This window comes from Pseudonocardia xishanensis (assembly GCF_039541715.1).
GTDB lineage: Bacteria > Actinomycetota > Actinomycetes > Mycobacteriales > Pseudonocardiaceae > Pseudonocardia > Pseudonocardia xishanensis.
The window spans coordinates 21,133-45,175 of the sequence record NZ_BAABGT010000017.1 but is presented as its reverse complement, the minus strand read 5'-3'; the positions used below and the strand labels follow the sequence as shown (position 1 = coordinate 45,175).

At 74.6% G+C, this 24,043-nt stretch carries 21 protein-coding genes; 10 read left to right on the top strand and 11 right to left on the bottom strand.

The annotated features are described in order from the left end of the window. Nucleotides 1-54: 54 nt before the first annotated feature. From ABD993_RS06075 to ABD993_RS36630, 6 genes are all read right to left on the bottom strand, one after another. Nucleotides 55-960, bottom strand: coding sequence for a 2OG-Fe(II) oxygenase family protein (locus ABD993_RS06075; RefSeq protein ID WP_345413563.1), 906 nt, complete (start codon nucleotides 958-960; stop codon nucleotides 55-57). A 214-nt stretch (nucleotides 961-1,174) separates the two neighbouring features. Then, on the bottom strand, nucleotides 1,175-2,413 hold the full coding sequence (locus tag ABD993_RS06070) for a geranylgeranyl reductase family protein (RefSeq protein ID WP_345413561.1): 1,239 nt from the start codon (nucleotides 2,411-2,413) through the stop codon (nucleotides 1,175-1,177). After that, a complete protein-coding gene (locus ABD993_RS06065) occupies nucleotides 2,410-3,588 on the bottom strand; it encodes an MFS transporter (RefSeq protein ID WP_345413560.1) in 1,179 nt (392 codons plus the stop codon). The genes ABD993_RS06070 and ABD993_RS06065 overlap by 4 nt, the downstream gene beginning before the upstream one ends. A gap of 28 nt (nucleotides 3,589-3,616) precedes the next feature. Beyond that, nucleotides 3,617-3,904 carry a hypothetical protein gene (locus ABD993_RS06060; RefSeq protein ID WP_345413558.1) on the bottom strand — a complete coding sequence of 96 codons (288 nt, stop codon included), beginning with the start codon at nucleotides 3,902-3,904 and terminating at the stop codon, nucleotides 3,617-3,619. Nucleotides 3,905-3,974: 70 nt separating this feature from the next. After that, nucleotides 3,975-5,363 carry an FAD-binding oxidoreductase gene (locus ABD993_RS06055; protein ID WP_345413556.1) on the bottom strand — a complete coding sequence of 463 codons (1,389 nt, stop codon included), beginning with the start codon at nucleotides 5,361-5,363 and terminating at the stop codon, nucleotides 3,975-3,977. Further along, the gene (locus ABD993_RS36630) at nucleotides 5,360-5,791 is read right to left on the bottom strand and encodes an MFS transporter (RefSeq protein WP_425568903.1); all 432 of its coding nucleotides are present in this window, start codon (nucleotides 5,789-5,791) and stop codon (nucleotides 5,360-5,362) included. The genes ABD993_RS06055 and ABD993_RS36630 overlap by 4 nt, the downstream gene beginning before the upstream one ends. A 36-nt stretch (nucleotides 5,792-5,827) precedes the next feature. Between ABD993_RS36630 and ABD993_RS06045 the strand changes: the two genes are divergently transcribed. Then, nucleotides 5,828-7,273, top strand: a complete 1,446-nt coding sequence (locus ABD993_RS06045) for a chloride channel protein (RefSeq protein WP_345413554.1) — start codon at nucleotides 5,828-5,830, stop codon at nucleotides 7,271-7,273. Here the strand turns inward: ABD993_RS06045 and ABD993_RS06040 are convergent. After that, on the bottom strand, nucleotides 7,251-7,805 hold the full coding sequence (locus tag ABD993_RS06040; protein ID WP_345413552.1) for a TetR-like C-terminal domain-containing protein: 555 nt from the start codon (nucleotides 7,803-7,805) through the stop codon (nucleotides 7,251-7,253). The two genes, ABD993_RS06045 and ABD993_RS06040, sit on opposite strands and share 23 nt — an antisense overlap. 89 nt (nucleotides 7,806-7,894) lie before the next feature. Between ABD993_RS06040 and ABD993_RS06035 the strand changes: the two genes are divergently transcribed. Next, nucleotides 7,895-9,100: an MFS transporter gene (locus ABD993_RS06035; RefSeq protein ID WP_345413550.1), complete on the top strand. Its 1,206-nt coding sequence runs from the start codon at nucleotides 7,895-7,897 to the stop codon at nucleotides 9,098-9,100. A 39-nt stretch (nucleotides 9,101-9,139) separates the two neighbouring features. On the opposite strand, the gene ABD993_RS06030 is transcribed toward ABD993_RS06035, so the two are convergent. Continuing rightward, nucleotides 9,140-11,014 carry a primary-amine oxidase gene (locus ABD993_RS06030; protein ID WP_345413548.1) on the bottom strand — a complete coding sequence of 625 codons (1,875 nt, stop codon included), beginning with the start codon at nucleotides 11,012-11,014 and terminating at the stop codon, nucleotides 9,140-9,142. Beyond that, entirely contained in the window at nucleotides 11,011-12,417 is a 1,407-nt protein-coding gene (locus ABD993_RS06025; RefSeq protein WP_345413546.1) for an APC family permease, read from the bottom strand. Before ABD993_RS06025 ends, ABD993_RS06030 begins: the two co-directional genes overlap by 4 nt. A gap of 208 nt (nucleotides 12,418-12,625) precedes the next feature. Here ABD993_RS06025 and ABD993_RS06020 point away from each other — a divergent pair, with 208 nt between their 5' ends. The 3 genes from ABD993_RS06020 (at nucleotide 12,626) to ABD993_RS06010 (ending at nucleotide 15,272) form a co-directional block, all read left to right on the top strand. Beyond that, nucleotides 12,626-14,050, top strand: a complete 1,425-nt coding sequence (locus ABD993_RS06020) for an APC family permease (RefSeq protein ID WP_345413544.1) — start codon at nucleotides 12,626-12,628, stop codon at nucleotides 14,048-14,050. Further along, the gene (locus tag ABD993_RS06015; RefSeq protein ID WP_345413542.1) at nucleotides 14,047-14,784 is read left to right on the top strand and encodes an IclR family transcriptional regulator; all 738 of its coding nucleotides are present in this window, start codon (nucleotides 14,047-14,049) and stop codon (nucleotides 14,782-14,784) included. The genes ABD993_RS06020 and ABD993_RS06015 overlap by 4 nt, the downstream gene beginning before the upstream one ends. Before the next feature lie 83 nt (nucleotides 14,785-14,867). Continuing rightward, nucleotides 14,868-15,272 carry a VOC family protein gene (locus ABD993_RS06010; protein ID WP_345413540.1) on the top strand — a complete coding sequence of 135 codons (405 nt, stop codon included), beginning with the start codon at nucleotides 14,868-14,870 and terminating at the stop codon, nucleotides 15,270-15,272. Here the strand turns inward: ABD993_RS06010 and ABD993_RS06005 are convergent. Then, a complete protein-coding gene (locus ABD993_RS06005) occupies nucleotides 15,259-16,035 on the bottom strand; it encodes a hypothetical protein (protein ID WP_345413538.1) in 777 nt (258 codons plus the stop codon). The two genes, ABD993_RS06010 and ABD993_RS06005, sit on opposite strands and share 14 nt — an antisense overlap. Nucleotides 16,036-16,094: 59 nt before the next feature. Between ABD993_RS06005 and ABD993_RS06000 the strand changes: the two genes are divergently transcribed. From ABD993_RS06000 to ABD993_RS05980, 5 genes are all read left to right on the top strand, one after another. Next, nucleotides 16,095-16,568: a MarR family winged helix-turn-helix transcriptional regulator gene (locus ABD993_RS06000; RefSeq protein WP_345413536.1), complete on the top strand. Its 474-nt coding sequence runs from the start codon at nucleotides 16,095-16,097 to the stop codon at nucleotides 16,566-16,568. Continuing rightward, nucleotides 16,565-17,794: an MFS transporter gene (locus tag ABD993_RS05995; protein ID WP_345413534.1), complete on the top strand. Its 1,230-nt coding sequence runs from the start codon at nucleotides 16,565-16,567 to the stop codon at nucleotides 17,792-17,794. The genes ABD993_RS06000 and ABD993_RS05995 overlap by 4 nt, the downstream gene beginning before the upstream one ends. A gap of 4 nt (nucleotides 17,795-17,798) precedes the next feature. Continuing rightward, nucleotides 17,799-19,760, top strand: coding sequence for an alpha-amylase family protein (locus ABD993_RS05990; RefSeq protein ID WP_345413532.1), 1,962 nt, complete (start codon nucleotides 17,799-17,801; stop codon nucleotides 19,758-19,760). Further along, a complete protein-coding gene (locus ABD993_RS05985) occupies nucleotides 19,757-20,845 on the top strand; it encodes a hypothetical protein (protein ID WP_345413531.1) in 1,089 nt (362 codons plus the stop codon). The genes ABD993_RS05990 and ABD993_RS05985 overlap by 4 nt, the downstream gene beginning before the upstream one ends. 108 nt (nucleotides 20,846-20,953) lie before the next feature. Beyond that, nucleotides 20,954-22,348 (top strand): alanine--tRNA ligase-related protein, encoded by a 1,395-nt coding sequence (locus ABD993_RS05980; protein WP_345413529.1) that lies wholly within the window; start codon nucleotides 20,954-20,956, stop codon nucleotides 22,346-22,348. A 19-nt stretch (nucleotides 22,349-22,367) separates the two neighbouring features. Here ABD993_RS05980 and ABD993_RS05975 read toward each other — a convergent pair whose 3' ends face one another. Beyond that, nucleotides 22,368-24,011: a bifunctional aspartate transaminase/aspartate 4-decarboxylase gene (locus ABD993_RS05975; RefSeq protein ID WP_345413527.1), complete on the bottom strand. Its 1,644-nt coding sequence runs from the start codon at nucleotides 24,009-24,011 to the stop codon at nucleotides 22,368-22,370. Nucleotides 24,012-24,043: the final 32 nt, after the last annotated feature.

Here is a 24,043-nt window from a genome sequence, read left to right as displayed (position 1 = left end):
CACCGAGCCGCGTTCACGGAAGTCCTCCTCGATCGCGGCGCGCTGTCCGCGGGTTCACGGGGTCGCGTTCATGCGGGCGTCCTCCTCGGCCGCGGCGCGCTGCCGGGCGAGGACGTGGTCGCGGGCGGCGACACCGTCCGCGGGCTCCCCGTCCGGAGCCACCCAGGTCTCCAGGTCCGGGTGGTGGAAGAACACCAGCGAGTAGCGCGGGCCCGCGGGCCCGGTCCGCGGCGGGTTGACCACCCGGTGCAGGTTGGCCGGGAGCCGTCCGCGGCTCCAGCGGTGCAGCAGGTCGCCCGCCTGCACGAGCAGGGCATCGGGCGGGAAGGCCACCGGGACCCACTCACCGTCCGCGAACGCCTCCAGCCCACCGGGCGCGGCGTCCGCCCAGAGCAGGGTGATCCCGCCGATGTCCGTGTGCGGACGGGCGCGGGTGCGGCCGGGCTCCGGAGCGGTCTCCTGGGCGAGGTAGTGGTTGAGCACCAGGTTGGAGTGCTGGCCCTCGGTCCACGCCGGGAGGTCGGCGGCGGGCAGGTCCAGGCCCTCCGCGACCAGCGTGGTCACCCTCGACGCGACGCCGTGCAGGTGCGCGTACACCGCGGTCCAGGCCTGCGCGAACCCCGCGGGCCGGTCCGGCCAGTGCGGGAAGGTGGCGCCCCACGCGTCGAGACCGGCGGTCTGCCCGCCCGGCGTGAGCCGCACCTCGAAGCGCTCCATGAGCGGTGCACTCGGGCCGCCCGCGTAGACCGGTTGCCACCCCGCCCACGGACCCTCACCGGGCCACTGGACCAGGGCCTTCTCGGCCTCGGGCAGCCCGTAGAACGCCCGCCCGGTGTCCAGCACCCCGTCGAGCGCCGCGGCGGTGAGCCCGTGCCCGGTGACGAACACACAGGACGAGCGGGTGAGTGCGGCGACCAGCTCGGGACCGGTCAGGGTGCGGAGATCGAGGATCGGGATCACGGCGTGCCTCCTTCGCGAGAGGTGGGCCGCCGTTGCGCCGTTGCCGGTGGATACCCGCTCCGGACGCTAGCCCGACGACGGCCCGGACGGAAGACCCGCCTCCCACCCCTGTGTGAACGTCTGATGACCTGCGCGGAGGCAGATCACCGCGCCCCGACGCGGGATCCGGGGCCGCCGTACCCGCGTCAGGGGTCTGATGATCACCGCGAGTGGGTCAGCGCAGGTCGGGCGCGGGGAAGGGGCGGCGGGTGTCCAGGCGCAGGGAGAGCCTGCCCGCCGCGCGCCAGGCGCGGGCGGTGAGGTCGCGGTCCTCCTCGGTCACCAGGTTGCCCATCACCCGCAGCGCCACCCGCATCAGCGCGGTGGAGCGCATGCCCACCGGGCCGGCGAGCGGGAGCAGGCGGGGGAGGGTGAGCAGGCCCGCGAGCCTGCGGGCGATGGAGAACGCCTGGCCGTAGTGGCCGCGCAGGGTCGCGGGCCAGGCGAGCGCGAGGTCCTTCTCGCCCGCGGCCAGCTCGGCCACCAGCCGCCCGGTCTCCAGGCCGTAGTCGATGCCCTCGCCGTTGAGCGGGTTCACGCAGCCCGCGGCGTCCCCGATCAGTGCCCAGTTGGGGCCCGCGACCCCGGACACCGCCCCGCCCATCGGCAGGAGCGCCGACCGGACCAGCCGGACCTCGCCGGAGAGCCGCCAGTCCTCGCGGCGGAGGTTCGCGTAGTGCTCGATCAGCGCGCGGAGCTGCACGTTCGCCGGGCGCTTCTCGGTCGCCAGCGTCCCGACGCCGATGTTGACCTCGCCGGTGTGCAGCGGGAAGACCCAGCCGTACCCGGCGAGGACCTCGTCGGCGGTGCCGCGCAGCTCCAGGTGCGAGGAGATCCACGGGTCGTCGTGCCGCTCGGAGCGGATGTACCCCCGCGCCGCGACGCCGTACGCCGTGTCCTGGTGCCACTCCCGCCCGAGCACCCGGCCCAGGGTCGACCGGGCGCCGTCGGCGACGACCAGGCGTTGGCAGGCGATCGTCCGCCCGTCGGCGAAGGTCACACCGGAGATCCGCTCACCGTCCCGCTCGACCGCGACCGCCTTGCCGGTCACCCCCGTGGCACCGGACTCGAGCGCCACGGCCCGGATGCGGTCGTCCAGCTCGGTGCGGGCGACGGCGCTGCCCTCGGCGGGCAGCGACCCGCCCGGCCACTCGAGCAGCAGCTCCTGGCCGAACCCTGCGGCGCGCAGCCCGCGGTTCGCGCCGTGCGAGCGCACCCACGGACCGAGCCCGAGCCGGTCCAGCTCGGCGATCGCGCGCGGGGTGAGCCCATCCCCGCAGGTCTTGTCCCGAGGGAACTCGGCGGAGTCCGCGAGCACGACGTCCATGCCCTGACGGGCGGCCCACGCCGCCGCCGCGGAACCCGCGGGGCCTGCGCCGACGACGAGGAGGTCCGTCGAACCCGGGGGAGTCATGCCTCCAGTGTGACTCGTCCGGGCAGCAACGCGCGCATCGCCCACACCCCGAACACCGGCCCCGGCAGCAGGACGAGCAGCGCGAGCCGCCAGCCCGTCAGGTCGGCGGCCGCCGCCACGACCGGGATGCTGACCGCGGTGAGCAGGAACCCCAGGGCCGTCTGCGTGGTCAGGGCGGTCCCGACGTACCGGCGGTCGACCACGTCGGACAGTGCGGCTGTGAACAGCCCCGAGTCGGCGATCACGGTCGCGCCCCACACGGCGCAGAAGAACGCCAGCCCCGCAGGCGCGGCGTCGACCATCGTGGGGGAGAGCAGACAGCAGGTGCCCGACGCGGCGAGCGCCAGCGCCGCGATCGGGGCCGGCCCCCAGCGGTCCGCGGCCCGCCCCGCGACCACACAGCCCCCCGCCCCCGCGATTCCGGCGGCGACGAACGCCACGAGATGGGCCCGCAGCCCGGGAGAGGCGGCCTCGAGATAGCTCGGGAGCCAGGTCCAGAAGGCGTAGAGCTCCCACATGTGGCCCAGATAGCCGAGCACGACCAGCCGGGCGGTCCGGTCCCGCAGCAGGCCGAGGGCGAAGTGCGGATCGGGCGGGGCGGCCGGCGCGTGCCCGGGTCCCGGCCGGACGGCGACGACGGCGACCACCGCGGCCAGCCCCCCGGCGGCCGCCGCGCCCAGCAGCAGCTCGCGCCAGGGGAGTGCGAGCCCGCCGAGCAGGTGGGGCAACGCGGAGCCGAGCGTGAGGGCCGCGACCAGCAGGCCCAGGTCCCGGCTGCGGGCGCTCGGGCGGGACCACGACGTCGTCAGCTTCATACCGACCGGGTAGACGCCTGCCAGGAACAGCCCGGTCAGCGCCCGCAGGGCCAGCGCGGGCCCGGCCGACTCGACCGCGGTGGCGAGCAGGACGGTGGTGCCCGCGGCCCCGAGCGCCGAGCCGGCGAGCAGCCGGTGCGGGCGGAGCCGGTCGGGGAGGGTGAGCACCGCCGAGCCCACCGCGCCCGCGACGAACCCGAGCTGGACCGAGACCGTGAGCGCGACCGTCCCGACCCCCCACTCGGCCGACAACGCGGGCGCCACGGCGGAGGCGGAGAACCAGACGGCCAGGCCCAGCACCTGGACCAGCGCGATCGCCGTCCGCGGCCCCATGTGCTCGGGCCTCCGGTGCTCCGCCATGTGGCGGAGCGTAGCTGGTCAGGTCAGATCAGTGACTCTGCGTCTTCCGCAGCTGCGTCGCCGTCCACACGAAGATCCCGACGCAGCCCAGGGCCACCACGGCGAACACGATCGCCGGGACCATGGCGCCGTCCATGAGGAACACGACCACGACCAGCACACAGAGCAGGAACGCGATCACCGAGATCCCGCGGTGCAGCTTGAGCGCGCTCTGCCCGTCGTGCGAGCCGGAGCCGGACGTGGGGCCACCGAAGCCCCAGACCCGGGTCCCCTGGACCTCGATCTCGCGGTTCGGTTCCTGACTGGAGGCGACCATGAATGCTCCTACCCTGTTCGGCGTCTGAGCACTCATCGTCCCGCGCGGCCCCCCGACCGTCCACAATCACTCAGGCGATCACCACATTGGTGGCGAAGGTCCCCTCCGGGTCGACCCGGCAGGCGATGTCCAGCAGGCGTTCCCGGTCCGCGGGGGACCACAGCGCACCCACCCGTGAGGGCGACGCCTGCCCGAGGAGGTTCACCAACCCGCCCTCCGCGGCCCACGGGCGCAGGGCGTCGACGAGCGCGGCGGCCGCGGCGGGCACCAGCTGCGGCTCGGGGCCCGCGAGCACACCGACGGTGAACACCGAGAACGCCACGTCCCGCCCCGAGACCGCGTTCGGCACCTCGGGCCGGCGCGCGACGGCGCCCCCGAGCAGCCGGACCTCGACCATGGCCAGCGGCGGGGTCGCGTGGGCGAGCAGCGCGTCCACGGTCTCGGCGGTCAGCTCCCGCAGCGAGGTGCCGCGGTCCCAGCTGGGCATCGGGTCGGTCGGGTCCATGTGGACGGCGTCGAGCGCGGCGTAGGGCAGCTCGCCGACGGTGTCAATCAGCGGTGTGGCGACCGCGCGCAGCGGGGCGAGCAGGGCCGCGCCCTCCTCGGCCGGGGCGAGCGTGCTGAACCGCACCGCGACGACGGACCGGCCGCGGATCGGCTCCGGCAGCCGCGGGTCCGGCGGCGTGGTGAGCAGGGCCACGGAGGTGCCGGTGTGCTCGGGCATCGTGGGCGCCCACTCGCGCCAGGTGTGCAGCACGGCCGCCGCGTCCTCGCCCGCGAACAGCACCGCGCCGCCGTGGAAGCGGCTGACCGGGACGAGGTCGAACTCGATCTCGGTGATGATCCCGAAGTTGCCCTTGCCGCCGCGGACGGCCCAGAAGAGGTCGCCGTCGGAGCCGGTGCTGTGCTCGTCGATCTCCCGGACGGCGCCGTCGGCGGTGAGGAGGATGAACCGCCGCACGTGGTCGGCCGCGAAGCCGAACCGCCGCCCGAACGGGCCGAGTCCGCCGCCGGTGGTGAACCCGACCACGCCGACGTGCGACGACGAGCCGCAGAGCGGGGCGAGGCCGTGCGGCGCGGCGGCATCGAGCACCGCGCGCCAGCGGACGCCCGCCCCGACGACCGCGCGGCGGTTGAGGGGGTCGATGGACACCGCGTCCATCCGCCGCGTGCTGACGAGCACGGTGCCGAAGAGCTCGTCGGTGAGGCCGTGCCCGGTGGCCTGCACCGCGACCCGACGTCCACTGGCCCGGGCGAACCGGACCGCCGCGGCGACGTCCGCGGTGCAGGTCGCGCCGACCACGACCGCGGCGGCCGGGGTGTGCGCCACGTTGAACCCGCTCGCCTCCTCGGCGAAGCCGGGATCGCCGGGTTCGAACACCGGGCCGCGCACCGCCGAGGCGAGCAGCTCGACGGCGGCCTGGGACTGGGCGTTCTCGTGGGGGAAGACGGTGGTCATGGGACTCTCCCGGGGCTACTGCGGGCCGCTCGGGGGGCGGCCTCTCCTGCGCAGAAGACTCCCGCCGCACGGGGGCCCCGGACGACCGGGCCAACGGGTTGCTCGGGGTGTGGCCAGCACCCCCGACGAGGGTGCGGCAGCGGGTGGCGCGCGGGTGCCGATCTCGTCCGCCTCGGCCGACCCGGTATCCCGGCCCACAGCAGGAAGGGCCGCCGGGTGCCCGCCCGGTCACTGACCCTCCCCGCGACCGGGTTCAGCACCACGTCCCACGCCTTGGGCAGCACCACCAGCAGCCCGGCCAGTCCGGCGGCGACGCCGGGGGCGTCGGTGAGGTAGGGGAGCAGCAGCAGGCCGGGGACGGTGCCGAAGGTCCCGGCCGCCACATTGCCCAGGGCGTCACCGCGGCGCACGCCTGCGGAGAGGGGCATCGGAGCATCCCAGGGTCGCCGGCAGGATGGTCGACCGTGGACGATCCGGGGACGCGCGGTGATCGGCGCGGTGATCGGCGCGGTGGCCGGTGGGGTGCCCGGCGGACGCCCAGCGAGCGTCTCCGCGAGCCCCCGCCCCTGCTGCGCAGGCGCATCGCCTCGGGGCGCGCGGCGATGGACCAGCCGAACGTCACCGGGGACGGCGACGTCCCGCTGACCCCGCGGTTCTGGCTGATGGTCGTGTTCACCGGGATCGGCGCGGGCCTGTTCGGGATCGCGCTGATGCTGCTGCTGTTCGCCGTCGCCGATCTCGCCTACGGGTCGGGGGCGGGTACCGGGAACTTCGAGGCCGCCGTGGCGGGGGCCTCGTGGGTCGGCCGGGTGGTGCCGCTGCTGGTCGCGGGTGTGATCGCGGGCGTCGGCTGGTACCTGCTCCGCGGGTACGTGCCGGGGCGGTCCGATGTGGACGACACCGTGTGGACGGGCGACGGGCGGCTCGGGGTGCGCCGCAGCCTCGGGACCTCGGTGCTGTCGGAGATCGTCGTCGGGCTCGGGGCGTCGTTGGGTCGCGAGGCGGCGCCGAAGCTGATGGGCGGGGTGTGCGGCAGCGTGCTCGCGGGCTGGTCGGGGCTCTCGACGCCGCAGCGTCGGCTGCTGGTCGCCTGCGGGGCGGGCGCGGGGCTCGCGGCGGTCTACAACGTGCCGCTCGGCGGCGCGCTGTTCACCGCGGAGGTCCTGGTCGGGGCGATCCGGCTGCCGGTGATGCTGCCCGCGCTGGCCTGCTCGACGGTCGCGACGCTGACCGCGTGGCTGGTCCTGCCGTCCGGCCCGGTCTACGTCGGGCTGCCCGTGCAGCCCTTCACGCTGATCACTCTCGTGTGGTCGCTCCCGGCCGGCATCGTCGTGGGGACGGCCGCGGTGTTGTTCGTGCGGCTGGTGGCCTGGGTGTCGCACCGGCAGCCGAAGGGGCGGTGGCAGCTGGTGGCGCCGCTCGGGGCGTTCGCCGTGCTCGCCGCGCTCGGCCTGGTGCTGCCCCAGCTCTACGGCAACGGCAAGGACCTCGCCGAACAGGCCTTCAACGGGGTGGGACCGGTGTGGCTGCCGGCCCTGCTGTTCGTGCTGAAGCCGCTGGTCACGGCGATGTGCCTGGGCAGCGGCGCGTCCGGCGGCCTGTTCACCCCCGCCCTCGCGACGGGTGCGACGCTGGGTGCCGCGCTCGGCGCGTTGTGGACGCTGCTGTGGCCGGGGGCGGATCTCGGTGCCTTCGCGCTGATCGGCGCCGCCGCGATGATCGGAGCGGGGATGCAGGCACCGCTGGCGGGCCTGGTGATCGTCCTCGAGCTGACGGACGTCGGCCTCGGCCTGCTCCCGCCGATGATGGTCGCCACTCTGCTCGCGACGGCGATCGCCCGCTGGATCGACGGGTACTCGATCTACTCGGCGCGGCTGGCCGAGCGGATCACTCCGGTAGGAGGAGCGTGACCAGTCCGCGCGCCCATTCCGGGGTGCCCGGGCGGTCGGTGAGCACCGCACGGAAGTAGATCGGGCCCAGGAGCACGTCCACGGCCCGTTCGACCGTCGGCGCCCGGCCGCTGCGGACCCTCTCCCGCTCGAGCATCGCGGCGAGCTGCTCCTCGCGGTCCCCGCGGCAGGCGCAGGCCCCGACCTCGCCCGCGCCGATCGCCGCGCGCATCAGGGCGAGGACCTCCGGGTCCGCGACGTCCGTGGCCACGCTCGCCGCCCACCGCTCCAGGTCGGCGCGCAGCGAGCCGGTGTCCGGGACCACGACGTCCCCGGAGAACCGGCTGGTCGCGACGTCCGCCAGGAGCTCGGCGACCGAGCCCCACCGGCGGTACAGCGTGGTGGGGTGCACGCCCGCGCGTGCGGCGACCACCGGCAGCGTGAGCGTGTCCTCCTGTGCGGACACCAGCTCCGCGACCGCGCGGTGCACGTCCGCTCGGACCCGGGCCGAGCGGCCGCCGGGTCGGGTCCCCGTCCGGGTCGGGCTCGTCATGGCCGCCAGTATGCACTAACGCAACGATCATTGCGATCCCGTGCTACGGTCGCTAACGCACAGATCGTTGCACTCCTGTGAGGCTCCCGATGACCACCGCCCTCCGCTCCCGCCCGCTGTTCTTCGCCGCCGTCGCCGCGATCGTCATGCTCTTCCTCGGCGCCTCCAGCGCGCCGTCCCCGCTCTACATCGTCTACCAGCAGATGTGGGGCTTCAGCCCGACCGTGCTGACCGTGGTCTTCGCGATCTACGTGGTGGGCCTGCTCGGCTCGCTGCTGGTCGTGGGCGCGCTGTCGGACCACGTCGGTCGGCGGCCGGTCCTGGTCGGCGCGCTCCTGCTGGAGTCCCTGGCCCTGGTGCTGTTCCTGCTGGCCGGGAACGTGTTCGTGCTGTCGGTGGCCCGGCTGCTGCAGGGCGTCGCCACCGGCGCGGCGATGACGACGCTCGGCGCGGCACTGGTGGACCTCGAGGCGCCGCACGCGCGGGGGAGGGCGGGGCTGGTCAACTCCGTCGCCCCCACCGCGGGCCTCGCACTGGGGGCGCTGGGCACCGGCGCGCTCGTCGAGTTCGGCCCGTCGCCCACGCGGTTCGTGTTCGCCCTGCTGCTGGCCGGGATGGGCGTCGCCGCGGTGATCGTGGCGCTGATGCCCGAGACGTCCGCGCGCAGGCCCGGCGCGCTCGCCTCGCTCCGCCCGGTGGTCGGCGTGCCCGCGCGGCTGCGCCCGGAGGTCGTGCCGGTGGTCCCGGTGATGATCGCGAGCTGGGCGCTCGGCGGGCTCTATCTCTCACTCGGCCCGTCCGTGGCCGCGCAGCTGTTCGGCCTGACCAACCACCTCGTCGGCGGAGTGGTGGTCACACTGCTCTGCGGCACCGGGTCGATCACGGCCTTCGCCCTGCGCAACGCGCCCGCGCCCCGACTGCTGGCCCCGGCCGCGGCCGTGCTGGGGCTGGGCACACTGGTCACCCTGGCGGGCATCGGGCTCGGGCAGATCGCGCTCGGGCTGGTCGGGACGCTGGTGGCGGGCATCGGGTTCGGCGCCGCGGCCCTGGCGACCTTCGGCACCTTCGCCCGGATCGCCGAGCCGCACGAGCGCGGGGCCCTGTTCGCCGTCGCGTTCGTGATCTCCTACCTGGCGTTCTCGCTGCCCGCGGTGGCGGCGGGGTTCGCAGGCACCCGCTTCGGCCTGCACGTCACCGCGGAGGTGTACGCGCTGGGCATCGTGGCGCTCACGGCGGCGGCGCTGGTGTTGGGTCTGCGCCGCCGCCCCGCCCCCGCCTGCCCCCAACAGGCGTGATCGGTCGGAACGATCAGTGCCAGTGATCAGTGGCAGTGATCAGTGGCAGTGCCCCTGTGAGCTCGGCGGGACGTCCAGGGCCGGGTTGCGGTCGAAGAATCCGGCGGGCTTGAGCACGAACCCGGTGTAGTCGACGGGCATGACCGGCCAGTCCTCCGGGCGCGGGAAGTGCGTGAGGCCGAAGGTGTGCCACACGACGATGTCCTCGCCGTCGACCGGACGGTCCGCCGCCACCCACGCGGGCAGCCCCGCGCCGCCGGGGTTCTGGTTCACGAAGTCCCCGGCCGGATAGCGCTGGTCGTGGTCGTACTGCGTGACCCACAGCGCCTTCGTCGCGAAGGTCGCCCGGCCCGCGATGGACGACGCGTCGTCCGCGAGCAGGGTCGGCTGCCCGGTCGGGTGCAGCACGTACCCGACCTCCTGGCCCAGCGCGTTGCGCTTGTCCGGGTTGACGATGTGCCAGACCCGCGCGGTGGCGGCGTTGGCGTCCCGCTGGGCGTCGGACTCCCGGGAGAGCCGGGTGACGCGTCGCCGGAACGCGTTGCCGTACGGGTTGCCCTCGCCCATCGGCACGCGGGCCGCCTCCACCTCCTCCACCGCGTTGCGCGGCCCGTCGACGGTCATGTCCAGCCGGGCGGAGAACAGGTGCTGGTGGAACGGGGCGCCGAGGCCGGGCGCGATCTCGGTGGCGTACTCACCCGGGGTGCCGGAGGTGAACACGATGCCGGTGGCCTTGCACTCCAGCTCGATGGTGCCGTCGAGGTAGAGGTACCAGTAGAAGCCGTAGTCGTAGTTGCCGATCGGGGTGAAGAAGCTGATCACCAGGCGGCGCTGGCGGCGGGTCTCGCGGGATCCGGTGAACATGTCCGAGTGCTTCCAGAGGACGCCGTAGTCCTCCTCGTGCATGCAGATCGCGTTCCGGATGGTCCGCGGGTTCCCGAGGTCGTCCGCGACGACGGCGTCGGTGTAGAGGATGTCGCCGAGGCAGTCGCAGCCCAGCTGCAGGGAGTCGGCGTAGCGGGCGAACATGTACTCGCCGCAGTCGAAGTAGTTCTGCCAGAAGCGGACCGGCGCCGGGTCGGCGTAGGGGACCACCATCTCGGCGACCGACGCGCGGTAGCAGATCGGGCGGTTGTCGAAGGCGATCTGGTGCAGGGTCAGGCCCTCGCGCTCGTTGAACCCGATGCGCAGGTCCCACTTGCCCCACCGCACGTGCCCGTCCTCGACGGTGAAGGAGCGACCCTCGGGCTGGGTGATCGAGATGGGCTTGAGGTCGAGGTGCTCGCCCTGGACCTCGGGGTCGTCGAAGTTGCCCGTCGTCTCGGGGACGGGCACCACCCCGGTGTCGATCACGCGGTCCACGGACCGCGTGGTGAGGTCCACGTAGGCCACGAGGCCGTCGATCGGGTGGGCCCAGGGGTGGTCCTTCGCGTGGTCCTGCTGGAAGCCGAAGGCGCGCACGATGCGGCGGCCCGCCTCGCCCGGGTAGTCGTAGACGCCCGCGGACAGCGGGACGGCGCGGACCGAGGCGGGCTCGATCCCGCGGGTCTCGAGCGCTGCGAGCCACTCCCGCTCCCCGTTGAGGATCTCCTCGATCATCTCGAACTCGGTGTCGATGATCGGGGGCTGGCCCTCGCGCTCCGGCTCGATCCCGCGGGTGGAGACGACGCCCGTCGTCGAGGCCACGACGTCCCACGACCGCCCGGAGGCGATGTCCAACAGCACGACCCGGAACCGGCGGTCGGTCTCGGCACCGGCGAGGACCTCGGACTTCGGCGGCTCCTCGGGGGCGAAGAACGTGTAGCGGACGGTCTCGCCGAGCAGCCCGGCGGCGAGCAGGACCTCGCGGACGGCGGTCACCTCGGCCTCGGACGCCATCGCGAGCGCGTGGGTGCGGTTCTCGAGCGTGGTCATGCGACTCCTCCAGCGGGGATCGTCTCGGTGGCGGGCCTGCGGCTCCAGAGTGCCCCGACCGCGAAGGCCAGGACCAGGACCGCGCCGATCGCGGCGGCCAGCGCGGGCGAGCCGCCGATCAGGGTCGGGAAGTTGGCGACGGTCAGCGCCAGGCAGGCCAGCAGGCCCACGAGACCGAGCGCCGGGGCGACGAGGGTGTGCCAGGCCCGGGTGTCCGCGCGGGTGCTGCGGAAGAACACGAGGACCGCGGTGCAGGTCAGGGCCATGAGGGCGAGCACGCCGAGCGTCGCGGTGCCCGCCATCCACGCGAACACCTGGGCCACCGGGTCCATCCCGGCGAGCGCGAAGACCACGATGAAGAACAGCGCGATCCCGGACTGGGTCAGCGAGGCGACGTGCGGCGAGCCGTGCTTCGCGTGGCTGCGCCCGCAGGCGGCGAACACCGAGCGGGCGTTGCCGAGGGCGAACCAGTAGCGGGCCAGCACGTTGTGGAAGGACAGGATCGCCGCGAACAGGCTGGTCATCAGCAGGACCTGCGCCACGTCGCCGCCGATCGGGCCGAGCACGGTCGTGATGGTGGTGATGATCATGTTGCCGGGGTCGGCACCCGCGGCCTCGACGGCGGCCGCGTCGCCCCAGGCGGAGACCACCGCCCAGCTGGACAGCGTGTAGAACACCCCGATCAGCAGCAACGCCGTGTAGGTGGCGCGGGGGATGGTGCGCTCCGGGTCGCGGGCCTCGTCCCGGAAGACGGCGGTGGCCTCGAACCCGATGAAGCTCGCGATGGCGAACATGATCGCGATGCCCAGCGAGCCGGAGACGACCTGGGAGGGCTGCAGGAACGCCGTCGAGAGCTGCCCGGTCCCACCGCCGCCGGTGGCCGCCACGACGACGTCGAACACGATCACGATGGCCACCTCGGCGACCAGCAGCACGCCGAGCACCCGCCCGGACAGCTCGATGTGCCGGTACCCCAGCACCCCGACGACCGCGAGCACGACGAGCGACCACACCCACCACGGCAGCGCGGGGCCGCCCCAGTGCTGGACGAGGCCGTCGATCACCGCGCCGATGTAGCCGAACACGGCGAGCTGCACCGCGGTGTAGGTGACGAGGGCGAGGAACGCCGCCCCGAGCCCGGGGGCGCGGCCGAGCCCCCGCTGCACGTAGGAGTAGAAGGCGCCCGCGTTCGGGACGTGCCTGCTCATCGCGCAGAAGCCCACCGCGAACAGCAGCAGGACGCCCATGCACAGCGCGAAGGTCGTGGGGAAGGCCGCGCCGTTGCCGGCGGCGAGGCCGAGCGGGACGGTGCCCGCGATGACGGTCAGCGGCGCCGCGGCGGCGACGACCATGAAGACGATCGAGCCGACGCCGAGTGTGCCGGAGAGTGTTCGCGTACTCATGGATGCTCCAGGGGAGTGGCGGATGCGGGGGACCGTCCTCGGCCGCCGCGTCGGGCACAACCGCCGTTCTCCGGTGGCGCGAATCACCGCGCGGCGCGTTCCCACGCCACGGGAATCCGGCGACGGGAATTCTCATTCGACTCGTCCTGGCTGGTCACAGCGCTGTCCCGACGGGCTAACGTGCGCGGGCCAGGATCAGGAGGTGGGCATGCTGCGCGACCGTTCCCCCGTGCACGGACTCGAACGACGGCGGCTCGGCGCGCTCGACGTGCTCGCCCAGTCGGTCTCGGGGGCCGCGCCGTCCGCGGCGATGGCGGCGGTCCCGGTGATCGTCGCGGCCTCCGCGGGCGGGGCCACGGTGTGGTCGTTCGTCGTCGCCACGGTGCTGGCCCTGCTGATCGCGGGCTGCATCGCCCGCTTCACCCGCCGCATGGCCGCGCCGGGCGGGCTCTACCCGCTCACGGCGAAGGGGCTCGCCCCCGGCGCGGCGCTGGCCTGCGGGATCGCGCTGCTCACCGGGTACGGGCTGCTGGCCGCCGCGGCGTTGGCGGGGGTCGCGGCCTACGTGGACGCCCTGTTGGCGCGCCTCGGCGTGACCGACGGGCGGTGGGTCCCCGCCGCCGTCGCGGTGGTGGTGGGCGGGCTCGTCGCGCTGCTCGCGCTGCGCGGGGTGCGGCTCGCCGCGCGCGTGGTGCTGCTGGTGGAGAGCGTGGCGATCACGGTGCTGGTGGTGGTGTTCGCGCTGCTGCTGGCCGGGGGACCGATCCCGGGGCCCGGGTCGGCGCCCGCGTCGCCCGGGCTCGGGGGGATCGCCGCGGGCGTGCTGCCCGCGCTCGCCGCGTTCATCGGCTTCGAGATCGCGACCACGCTCGGCGCCGAGGCCCGCAGGCCCTTCCGGACCGTGCCGCGCGCGGTCGGGATCACCGCCGCGGTGGCCGGGGTGCTCTACCTCTTCGCCGCGCACGTCCAGGTCGTCGGGTTCGCGGACACCCCGGGCGGGCTCGCGGGGCAGGCCGAACCGGTGCTGGTGCTGGCGACGGCCCGCGGGTGGTCCTGGGTGCCCGTGGTGTTGGACCTCGGGCTGATCGCGTCCTTCCTGGCGTGCGCGCTGGCCACGACGACGGCGCTCGTCCGGGTGCTGTTCTCGCTGTCCCGGGACGGGGTCGCCCCCGCCGCGCTCGGGCGCACCCACCGCCGGTTCCGGACCCCCCACGTCGCGCTGGTGGCGGCGATGCCGGTGGTGGTGCTGGTCCTGGCCCTTCCGGTCGCCGCCGGTGTCCCGGTGGGCCCGGTGCTGGTCACGCTGCTGACGCTCGCCACCTCGGGGTTCCTGGTCGCCTACCTGCTGGTCTGCGTGGCGGCCCCGGTGTTCCTGCACCGGATCGGCGAGCTGACGTGGTCCGCCGTGGCCGCCACCGCGGTGATCGCGCCGATCCTGGTGGTGGTGTTGGTGGCCTTCGTGCTGAGCGCACCGGGGCCTGCGGTGGTGCTCGGCGTGATCGCGGCCCTCGGCCTGGCCTGGTGGGCGCTGCTGCGGTGGCGCCGTCCCGCCGCGCTCGCCGGGATCGGGGTGTACGACGAGACCGTCGCCGCGGACGTCGCGGGTCGGCGGATCGCGGGGACCCGGGCATGACGGGGCCCGCCCCGCTCTCGGGGCGCCAGCCCAAGGCGGTGCGCAGCGCCCTCGCGGTGTTGGAGGAGGTCGTCGCGGCGGGTCCGGGGGTCACGGCGAAGGAGATCTCCGCGGCGCTCAAGCTCCCGCAGGCCACGACGTATCGGCTGCTGAACCTGCTGGTCGCCGAGGAGTACCTGGTCCGGCTGCCGGACCTCAAGGGCTTCGAGCTGGGCAGGCGGGCCGCCCGGCTCGCCCTGCCGGTGGTGTCGGCGCCGCCGACCGCCGCCCGCGCCGTCGTCGAGCACCTGCGGGGGCTGGTGCGGTGGGGGGTGCACCTGGCCTCGTACCGGACCGGGCAGGTGGTCGTCGTGGACCCCGACCCGGACCACCCGCCCAGCGCCGGCGCCCTGCTCGCCCGGTATCCGCAGGTCAGCGCACTGGGCAGGCTGCTGCTGGCCGAGCAGCCGGACTGGCACGCGCTCGTCCGCGAGGAACGGGCCTTCACCGAGCACACCACCCGTGCGGCGGACCTGGACCTGGCCGAGGTCACCGCGCGGGGGATGGCCCGGCAGTGCGGGGAGCTGCGGGCGGACCGCGGCTGCCTCGCGGTGTCCGTGCGCGCACCGGGGGACGGTTCGCTGGTGGCGGGGCTGGCGATCGCGGGCCCGCCGCACCGGATCGCCGAGCCCAACGAGGAGATCCTCGCCCTGCTCAAGGACCACGCCGAACGCCTCGCGCCGCTGTTGGCCTGATCCCGTCCGGTCGGAGGGTCCGGCGCACGGGTGCGGCGAGCAGACTGGGCCACCCACCGACCGACGCTGTTCGGAGGACACGCATGGCCTTCCCGCCCCTGACCCACGTCGCGGTCACGGTCTCCGACCTGGACCGCAGCACCCGCTGGTACACCGCCCTGTTCGGGACCGAGCCCGTCCTGGACGAGGACGAGGGGTCCGGCGACTTCCACCACACCGTCTACGCGATCGGGGGCGGCCAGCTCTTCGGCCTCCACACCCACACGGGGGGCTCGCCGGACGGAGCGTTCGACGCCCGGCTCGCGGGCCTGGACCACGTCGCCTTCACCTGCGCCGACCGCGCCGAGCTGGAGGGGTGGGTGACGCGGCTCGACGAGCTGGGGATCACCCACGGCGGGATCAAGGACGCCCACTACGGTTCCGGCGTCTCCTTCCGGGACCCGGACGGCATCGCGCTGGAGTTCTTCGCCCCGCCTACCCCGTCCTGAGCGAGAACGTGCCGTCGGCGGGGCCGGTGGTGGCCCAGGTGCCCTCGCCGGCGCTCCAGGTCCGGCCGTCGTAGGTGACGGCCGTGAGGCCGAACCGGTCCGCGTGGGCCACCGACCAGGCCGCGAGCGCCCAGCCGCGCTGGGCGGGCTGGGGACCGCTGAGCCGGGCGGTGCCGAGCTCGGCCGCCGCGACCGCGGCCACGTCGTCCGGCGGGCTCTGCGGGGTCAGGTCCCGGCACCGCAGCGCCGCGGGCTGCTGCCCGGTCAGCGCGACGGCGATGGCGCGGGCCTGGGGCTCCCACTGCGCGTAGGCCGACGGCGCGGCCGAGCGCTGCACGAGCTGGGCCGCCTCGGTGACCGTGGCGTCCTGCCAGTCCGGCAGCTTCCGCAGCGCCCGGTAGAAGGCCTGCGCCGCGTGCACCGGGTCCGTGACCTGCGCGTACGTGCCCCAGCCCTGGCTCGGTCGCTGCTGGAAGAGCCCCGCGGAGTCCCGGTCGCCGCCTGCGAGGTTGTCCAGCCGGGACTCCTGCAGGGCCGTCGCGATCGCCACCGTCACGGCGTGGTCCGGCATCCCCTCGGCGTACCCGACGCCGCCGATCGTGGCCGCGTACTCCGCCTGCGCGAGCGTGAGGGAGACCGTGGTCCCCGCCGCCTCGACCCGGCAGCCGGGCTGCGGCCGAGAGCCGGTCCACCACAGCACCCCGCCCACGACGACCACCACCGCGAGGAGGACGGCGAGCAGGGAGACAGCCGTTCGACGCACGCCCGCCATCCTGCCCGAACGCGGTACCGGGATGATGACAGGGCTGTTATATTAGCGCTGTGACATCGATCGACCCCACCCGTGAGAGCTGGCTCGTCCCGCTCAAGGCGCTGCTCGCGGACATGGACGGCGCGATCGCTGAGCTGTATGCGCGGCGGGGGATCGCCGGGGTTCGGCCGCGGTTCTCGATGGCCCTGATCCGCCTGCACCACCGCGGGCCGCTGTCGGTGAAGGAGCTGGCCGCCGAGGTGGACGTCACGCACTCGGCGATGAGCCAGACGGTGTCCGCGATGCGGAGGGAGGGACTCGTGGAGTCCACGCCGGGCCCGGACGCGCGCACCCGGCTGGTGGCCCTCACCGCCAAGGGCGCCGACCTCGTGCCGTTCCTCGAGGCGGAGTGGCGGGCCACCGAGGCCGCCGTCGCCCAGCTCGACGGCGAGCTCCCGTACCGGGTCACGCAGGTCATCGCGGACATGGCCGCGGCACTGCGGGAGCGGCCGTTCGTGGACCGGATCTCCGAACAGCTCCGGTGAGCTCGGCACTGGACCTCCGCCCGCTGCGCGAGTCCGCGGACTTCCGCAGGCTCTGGCTCACCGGGTCCGCCTCCGCGGTCAGCTCCCAGATCGCCGTCGTCGCCGTGCTGTTCCAGGTGTGGGAGCTGACCGGCAGCAGCGCGTGGGTCGGCGCCGTCGGCCTCGCCACCGGGCTCGCGACGGGGGTGTTCGGCCTGGTCGGCGGCACGCTCGCCGACCACGTCGAGCGGCGGGGACTGGTGCTGGTGACCCGCCTCGGCACCGCCGCGGCCGCCGCGCTGCTGGCCGCGACGGTGGCACTCGGGATCGGCTCGGTCGCCGTGCTGCTCGCGCTGGTCACGGTGCAGACGGGCTGCACCGCACTCGGGTCGGCGGCGCGGCGGACCTTCGTGCCCCGGCTGCTGGTCCGCGAGCGGGTGGGTGCGGGGGTGGCGCTGGATCACGTCGCCTTCCAGGTCGCGATGCTCACCGGGCCCGCGCTCGGCGGGATCCTGCTGGCAGGCTGGGGCGCGCAGGCCGCGTTCGCGGTCGACGCCGTGATCACCGCCGCCGCGCTCTACGGCGTGGCCCGGCTCCCGCGGATGGCCCCCGACCCCGCGGACGGCACGCCCCGCTCCACCCTCGCGGGCCTGCGTTTCGTCGTGCGCAGCCCGGTGCTGCGGGGCGCGTTGCTCTCCGACCTCGCGCAGACCCTGCTCGCCATGCCGATCGCGCTGTTCCCGGCGGTCAACGCCGCCCGCTTCGGCGGGGACCCCCGCACGTTGGGCTTCCTGCTGTCCGCGATCGCCGTCGGCGGGACCGTCGCGGGGCTGCTGTCCGGGCCCGTCGCGCGGGCCGTGCGCCCCGGCCGCACCTCGCTCGTCGCCGCGGCGGTCTGGGGTGCCGCGCTGGCCGGGTTCGGGCTGGTGGACGGCCTGGTCGCGACGCTGGCCTGCCTCGCGGCCGCCGGGGCGGCGGACACCGTGTCGGTGATCGGCCGGGGCACCCTGATCCAGCTCGCCACGCCCGACGGCTACCGGGGCCGGGTGACGGCCGTCGAGTACGTCGTGGGGGCGGGGGCGCCGGGCGTCGGCAACGCCCGCGCCGGGTTCGTCGCCGGGTTCGCCGGACCCGAGGTCGCCGCGGTGACCGGGGGAGTGGCGTGCGTGGCGGCCGTCGGGCTGGTGGCGCTCGGGTGTCGTCCGCTGCGGGACTGGACCACGGGGACGTCCGACACGGCAGGATGAGCGGATGATCGACGCCCGGGGGCCGACGCCGTCCCCGACCGACGCCGACCTCCGCCGCCGCGTCCCGGAGGCGCAGCGCCGTGCCGAGGCCGCGCGCTGCCTGCACGAGCTGCTCCCGGCCCTGCGGGTCGAGGCGGAGGACGCGCTCGGGCGGGCCGAGGCGGTGGCCTTCTGCGCGCGCGTCGAGCGGTGGTTCGCCGATCTGCACCTCCCGCTGACGGTCCTCTACGGCGACCCGGCGCTGCCCGCCCGCATCGTCCGGCAGGCCCTCGCCGCCGCGGTCGGCCGCCCGGCGGCGCTGCGCGAGCTGGACCGCCGCCGCGAGATCGACCCGCAGTGGTACCAGGACCCGCGGATGGTCGGGTACGTCGCGTACGTCGACCGGTTCGCGGGCACGATCCGCGGCCTGCACACCCGCCTGGACCACCTCGCCGAGCTCGGCGTGACCTACCTGCACCTGATGCCGCTGCTGCGCCCCCGCGAGGGCGAGAACGACGGCGGCTACGCGGTCGCGGACTACACGCAGGTCGATCCCCGCCTCGGCACCATGGCCGACCTCGAGGACCTCGCCGCCGCCCTGCGCGAGCGCGGCATGAGCCTCTGCGTGGACCTCGTGCTCAACCACACCGCCCGCGAGCACCCCTGGGCCCGCGAGTGGGTCGCGGGCGGCAACTCCTTCTACACGGCCTTCCCGGACCGCACGATGCCCGCGGCGTACGAGGCCACCATCCCCGACGTCTTCCCTGACCGTGCCCCCGGCTGCTTCACCTGGGTGGACGAGGTGCAGGGATGGGTGTGGACGACCTTCTGGGACTACCAGTGGGACCTCGACTACACCCGCCCCGAGGTCTTCGCGGCGATGCTCGGGACCCTCCTGCAGCTCGCCGACCGGGGTGTGGAGATCGTCCGGATGGACGCGGTGCCGTTCCTGGGCAAGCGGCTGGGCACGAACTGCCTCAACCAGCCCGAGGTGCACGACATCCTGCAGGCCCTGCGCGCGGCCGTGCGGCTGGCGGCGCCGGCGACCGTGTTCAAGGCGGAGGCGATCGTCTCGCCCGAGGATCTCGTCCCCTACCTCGGCGGCCATCCCCGGCAGCGCCCCGAGTGCGAGCTGGCCTACCACAACCAGCTCATGGTGCTGCTCTGGTCGTCGCTGGCCACCGGGGACGCCCGGCTCGCCGTGCAGGCGCTGCGGCGGATGGAGCCGATCCCGCTCGGGTCGTCCTGGGCCACCTACGTCCGCTGCCACGACGACATCGGCTGGGCGGTGTCGGACACCGACGCCGCGGCGGTCGGCTGGTCCGGCCCCGCGCACCGCCGCTTCCTCACCGACTTCTACTGCGGCCGCTTCCCCGGCTCCTTCGCCCGCGGCGCCGCGTTCCAGGAGAACCCGGAGACCGGGGACGCCCGGATCTCCGGCAGCGCCGCGTCGCTCTGCGGGATCGAGACCGACGAACCCGCGGGCGTCCGACGGCTGGTCCTGCTCCACGCGGTGACCTGCGGCTTCGGCGGCGTGCCCCTGCTGTACATGGGGGACGAGCTGGCCCAGCGCAACGACCACTCCTACCGCGACGACCCCGCCCTGGCGGACGACAACCGCTGGATGCACCGCCCGCGCCTGGACGAGACCGCGTTCGGCCGACGGCACGACCCGTCCACGGTGGAGGGTGAGGTGTTCGGCTGGTTCCGGCGGCTCACCGCGACCCGCGCCGCCCTGCCCGCGCTGCACGCCGCCGCCCCGACCGAGGTCCTGCGGGTCGACGACCCGCACGTCCTCGCCTGGCGCCGCCGCCCGCCGCACACCGGGGCGTTCGTGGGGCTGGCGAACGTCGCGGAGCACCCGGCGTCCGTGGACTCCGCGCTGCTCACGGGGCTGGAGCCGGTGCTCGCCTCGGACCCGGTCGAGGTCCGGGACGGGCGGGTGCACCTGCCGCCACTGGCGTGGGCCTGGTGGGCGGAGCCGTGAGCGAGCTCGTGCCTGCCGCCGCGACCCCGCGCCTGCGCGGCCCCGTCCCGCGGTCCGACGGGGCACGCTCGGTCCGGCTGGTCGCCGTCGCCTTCGGGGTGACCGTGGTGGTCACCCGGCTCTACCTGGCCCTCACCGGCTACCCGCAGATCGGCGGCGGCGAGTACCACCTGGCCCACGCGCTGTGGGGTGGGCTGTTGCTGCTCGTCGGCGGGATCGTGGCGCTGCTGTGGAGCAACCCGTGGGTCCAACCGACCACGGCGGTGTGCGTCGGCGTGGGGTCGGGGCTGTTCGTCGACGAGGTCGGCAAGTTCATCACCAGGCAGAACGACTACTTCACCCCGCTCGCGGCGCCGATCATCTACAGCTGCCTCCTCGCCGTGCTGGGCGTGGCCACGCTGGCGGGCCGCGTGCCGCTGAACCGGCCCCGCGAGCTCGCCTACTCGGTCGTCGTCCGGTTGAAGGACCTGGCCGACGGCCCGCTGCGCCCGCCCGCCCGCGCCGCTCTGCTGCGGGACCTCGACGCCCTCGCCGCCGAGCCCACCCGGCCGGACCTCGCCGCGTTCGCGGGCGAGGTCCGGCCGCTGGTGGAGGCGGCGCCCGTCGAGGAGCCGCGCTCGCCCCTCGCCCCGGTCCGGGCCGCGGCGGTGCGCGTCGAGCGGGTGCTGCTGCCGCGGTGGGTGCACCGGATCCTGCTGATCGCAGGCTCGCTCCTGCTGGGGCTCGCGTCGCTGGTCGGGCTGGTGGTGTTCGTGGCCCTGCTGAGCGGTGACCCGGACCTTCGCCTCGTGCTCGACGACACGACCCTCGCCCCGGGAAGCCGCCCGCCCGCACTGGTCGTCGCGTCGGCGGGGGAGGCGGTCGTCGGCGTGCTGCTCGTCGTGGCCGCGGGAGCGTGGGTGCTGGGCCGAGACCGTGCCGGGGTCCGGCTCTGCCGGGCCGGGCTGGTGCTCGCGCTGGCCGGGGTGAACGTCGCGCTCGGGTACCTGGACGCCGAGCTGGTGGTGGTCGCCGTCGTGCTCGAGCTCGGGCTGCTGGTGCTCGCGGGTCGGTACCGCACGCGGTTCCTCCGCGACGGACGGTAGTCCCCGCCGCGGCGCATCGCCGACATTCGACGGATCCGGCCGAACCGGACGCCGACGTCCTTCCTTCGGACCTTCCCACGGAGTGGATCTCCCTGGCAGGGTGCCCGCATGGACGCTCAGGACATCCGTCGCGCCTTCCTCGACCTGCTGGCCGCAGACGGGCACGCCGTCGTCCAGCGCGCCCCGATCGTCCTGCGGGACGACCCGACCACCCTGTTCACCGGCTCCGGCATGCAGCCGCTGCTGCCGTACCTGATCGGCGCGGACCACCCCGAGGGCTCCCGGCTCGCGGACGTGCAGCCCTGCCTGCGCGCGCAGGACATGGACGAGGTCGGCGACAACCGGCACACCACGTTCTTCGAGATGCTCGGCAACTGGAGCCTCGGCGACTACGAGAAGGCCGAGCAGATCCCGCGGCTGTTCGGGTTCCTGGTGGACGTCGTCGGGCTGGACCCGGACCGCATCTACGTCTCCTGCTTCATCGGCGATCCCGAGCACGGCATCCCGCGGGACGAGGAGAGCGCCGCGATCTGGGAGCGGCTGTTCACCGAGCGCGGGGTGTCCGCGGACCGGATCGACCTGGACACCGAGGAGTACGGCAACGACCACGGCTCGAACGGCGCCCGGATCGCCTTCTACGGACACAAGAACTGGTGGAGCCGCTTCGGCGGTCCGGACGAGATGCCCGCCGGGGACCCGGGCGGCCCGGACTCCGAGGTCTTCTACTACTTCCCGCAGGTCGAGCACGACACCGCGTACGGCAGGTACCCGCACCAGAACTCGGACGGCGGGCAGTACCTGGAGATCGGCAACTCGGTCTTCATGACCTTCCGCAAGGAGCCCGAGGGCGGGTTCGCCGAGCTCCCGCGACACAACGTGGACTTCGGCGGCGGGCTGGAGCGGATCGCCGCGGCCTCCATCGACAGCCCGGACGTCTACCGGATCAGCCTGGTGTGGCCGATCATCGAGCGGCTCGAGGCGGTGTCCGGCAAGACCTACGACGAGTTCACCGAGTCCATGCGCGTGGTCGCCGACCACATCCGCGGCGCCGCGTTCCTCGCCGCCGACGGCGTGAAGCCGGGCAACTCCAAGCAGGGCTACGTGATGCGCAGGCTGGTCCGCCGCGCCCTGCGCTTCGGCCTGGACCTGGAGCTGACCGCAGGCGTGGCGGCGGACCTGGTGCCGGTCGTCGGGAAGCTGTACGCGGACGTCTACCCGGAGGTCGCCGAGCAGGAGGCGCAGATCGTCGCGGTGCTGCAGAAGGAGGAGAAGCAGTTCGCGCGGACCCTGCGCAAGGGCCTGTCGATGCTGCGTCGCCTGAACCGCCAGGGCGAGACGGTCACCGGCGCACACCTGTTCGAGCTGCACGACACCTTCGGCATGCCGGTCGAGCTGTCCCTGGAGGAGGCGACCCGCAAGCAGTACCCGCTGGCCGAGGACTGGCGCGCGGAGTTCGACTCCCTGATGGAGGCCCAGCAGTCCCGCTCCCGCGCCGCGGTCTGACCGCTCCCGGGCGGACGGATCAGGGCGTGGCGGTGAGGTGGTCGACCACCTTCGCCAGGGACTCGCCGATCGTGTGCAGCTCCTCCGCGGGGAGCGCGGCGAGGCAGACGCGGACGTCCCACGTCGGGGCACCGAAGCCCGCACCCGGCAGCACGACGACGCCGTGGTCCCTCGCGAGGTGCAGCGGGACCCGAGTGGAGTCGGCGGCGTGCAGTCGCGCCACGCCCTCCTCGCCGTGCCGCACGCGCGCGACGGCCTCCAGGTCGATGAGCGCGTAGTACTGCGTGTCCTGCCCGCCCGGTGCCTCGATGCCCAGCGGCTCGAGCAGCGCGGCGTGGCGGGCGGCCAGCTCGGTGCGCAGCGACCCGACGTGCGCGGCCCCCTCGGGCAGCAGGTGCGCCAGGGCGAAGAAGGTCATCTGCACCTGGTCCGGCGTGGCGAGCCCGGCGATGTTGTGCAGCGCGACCTCGCGGCTGTCCGCGACCATCCGGGACACGAACGGCAGCGCGGTCGGGTCCTCGGTCACCGAGTGGTAGCGCTCGGCCAGGGCGGCGCGCTCGGCCCGGGGACGGGCGGCGAGCAGCTCGTCCAGCGCCGTGTCCGCGGCGACGGCCACGAACCCGAGCCGGTTGCCGGTGGCGCCGAAGTTCTTCGAGAAGCTGTGCAGGCAGATCACGTTTCGCGGGACCTCGGCGAGCAGGCCGCGGAACCCCTCGACGAACGTCGCGTACACGGTGTCCGCCACCAGGACCAGGTCCGGCCGCTCGGTGGCGATCAGGCCCGCGATCTCCTGCAGCCGCTCGGGCCGCATCGCCCGGGTGTCCGGGTTGCCGGGGTTGATCACCATGAACGCCTTGATCGAGGGATCCCGCAGCGCCTCGGTGAGCTGCCCCGGTTCGAAGCGGTAGGCCTTGTTCGGGGCGGCCTGCACCTCGACGACCTCGAGCCCGAAGTCCGCCAGCGCCGGGATCTGCAGGTACGGGGTGAACACGGGCGCGGCGATGGCGACCTTGTCCCCGGGGCCGAAGAAGCCGTTCTCCTTCAGCGAGCGGAAGGTGTAGGCCATGGCGGCGGCGCCGCCCTCGGTGGCGAACACGTGGAACCGGCCGGGCGGCCCCGGCTCACCGGACTCCGACACCGCGCCGGTGACCTCCACGACGTACCGCTCGAGCACGTGCTCGCAGTGCCGCAGCATCCGCGTGGGGGAGGGGTAGCCGTCCCCGAGGATGCCGCGCACCCACTCGGTGACCAGCTCGTCCGGGTCCGCGCCCAGCTCCGCGACGACCCAGTCGATGGCGGCCGCGAGGAACCGCGCGGCCTGGTCCTCGGGGTCCGCACGGTGGTCGGCCGCCAGGGCCGCCGCGAGCCGGTCCGCGATCCCGCCGCCGACCGGGGTGCGGCCCCAGTAGGGGTCCCCGGCCGCGGGTGAGCCCGCTGCCGCCGCCTCGGCCACCGCGAAGGCGCCGAGCCGGAAGTAGGCGGCGCGCGGGGTGAGGGCGATCCAGTTCGGCTGGCCGCGCCCGGCGTCGAGCACCGGGCGGCCCGAGTGGCGCGCCTGCGCCGTCAACGCGGGCTGGGCGGCGGGCCGGCGGCCGAGCTCGGCCTCGAGGGTGCTCTCCCCGGCGGACTGCTGCGGTGCGGGTTCCGCGGTGGGGGCGGCCATGCGGGGCTCCTTGGAAGAAGTCCGTCAGACGA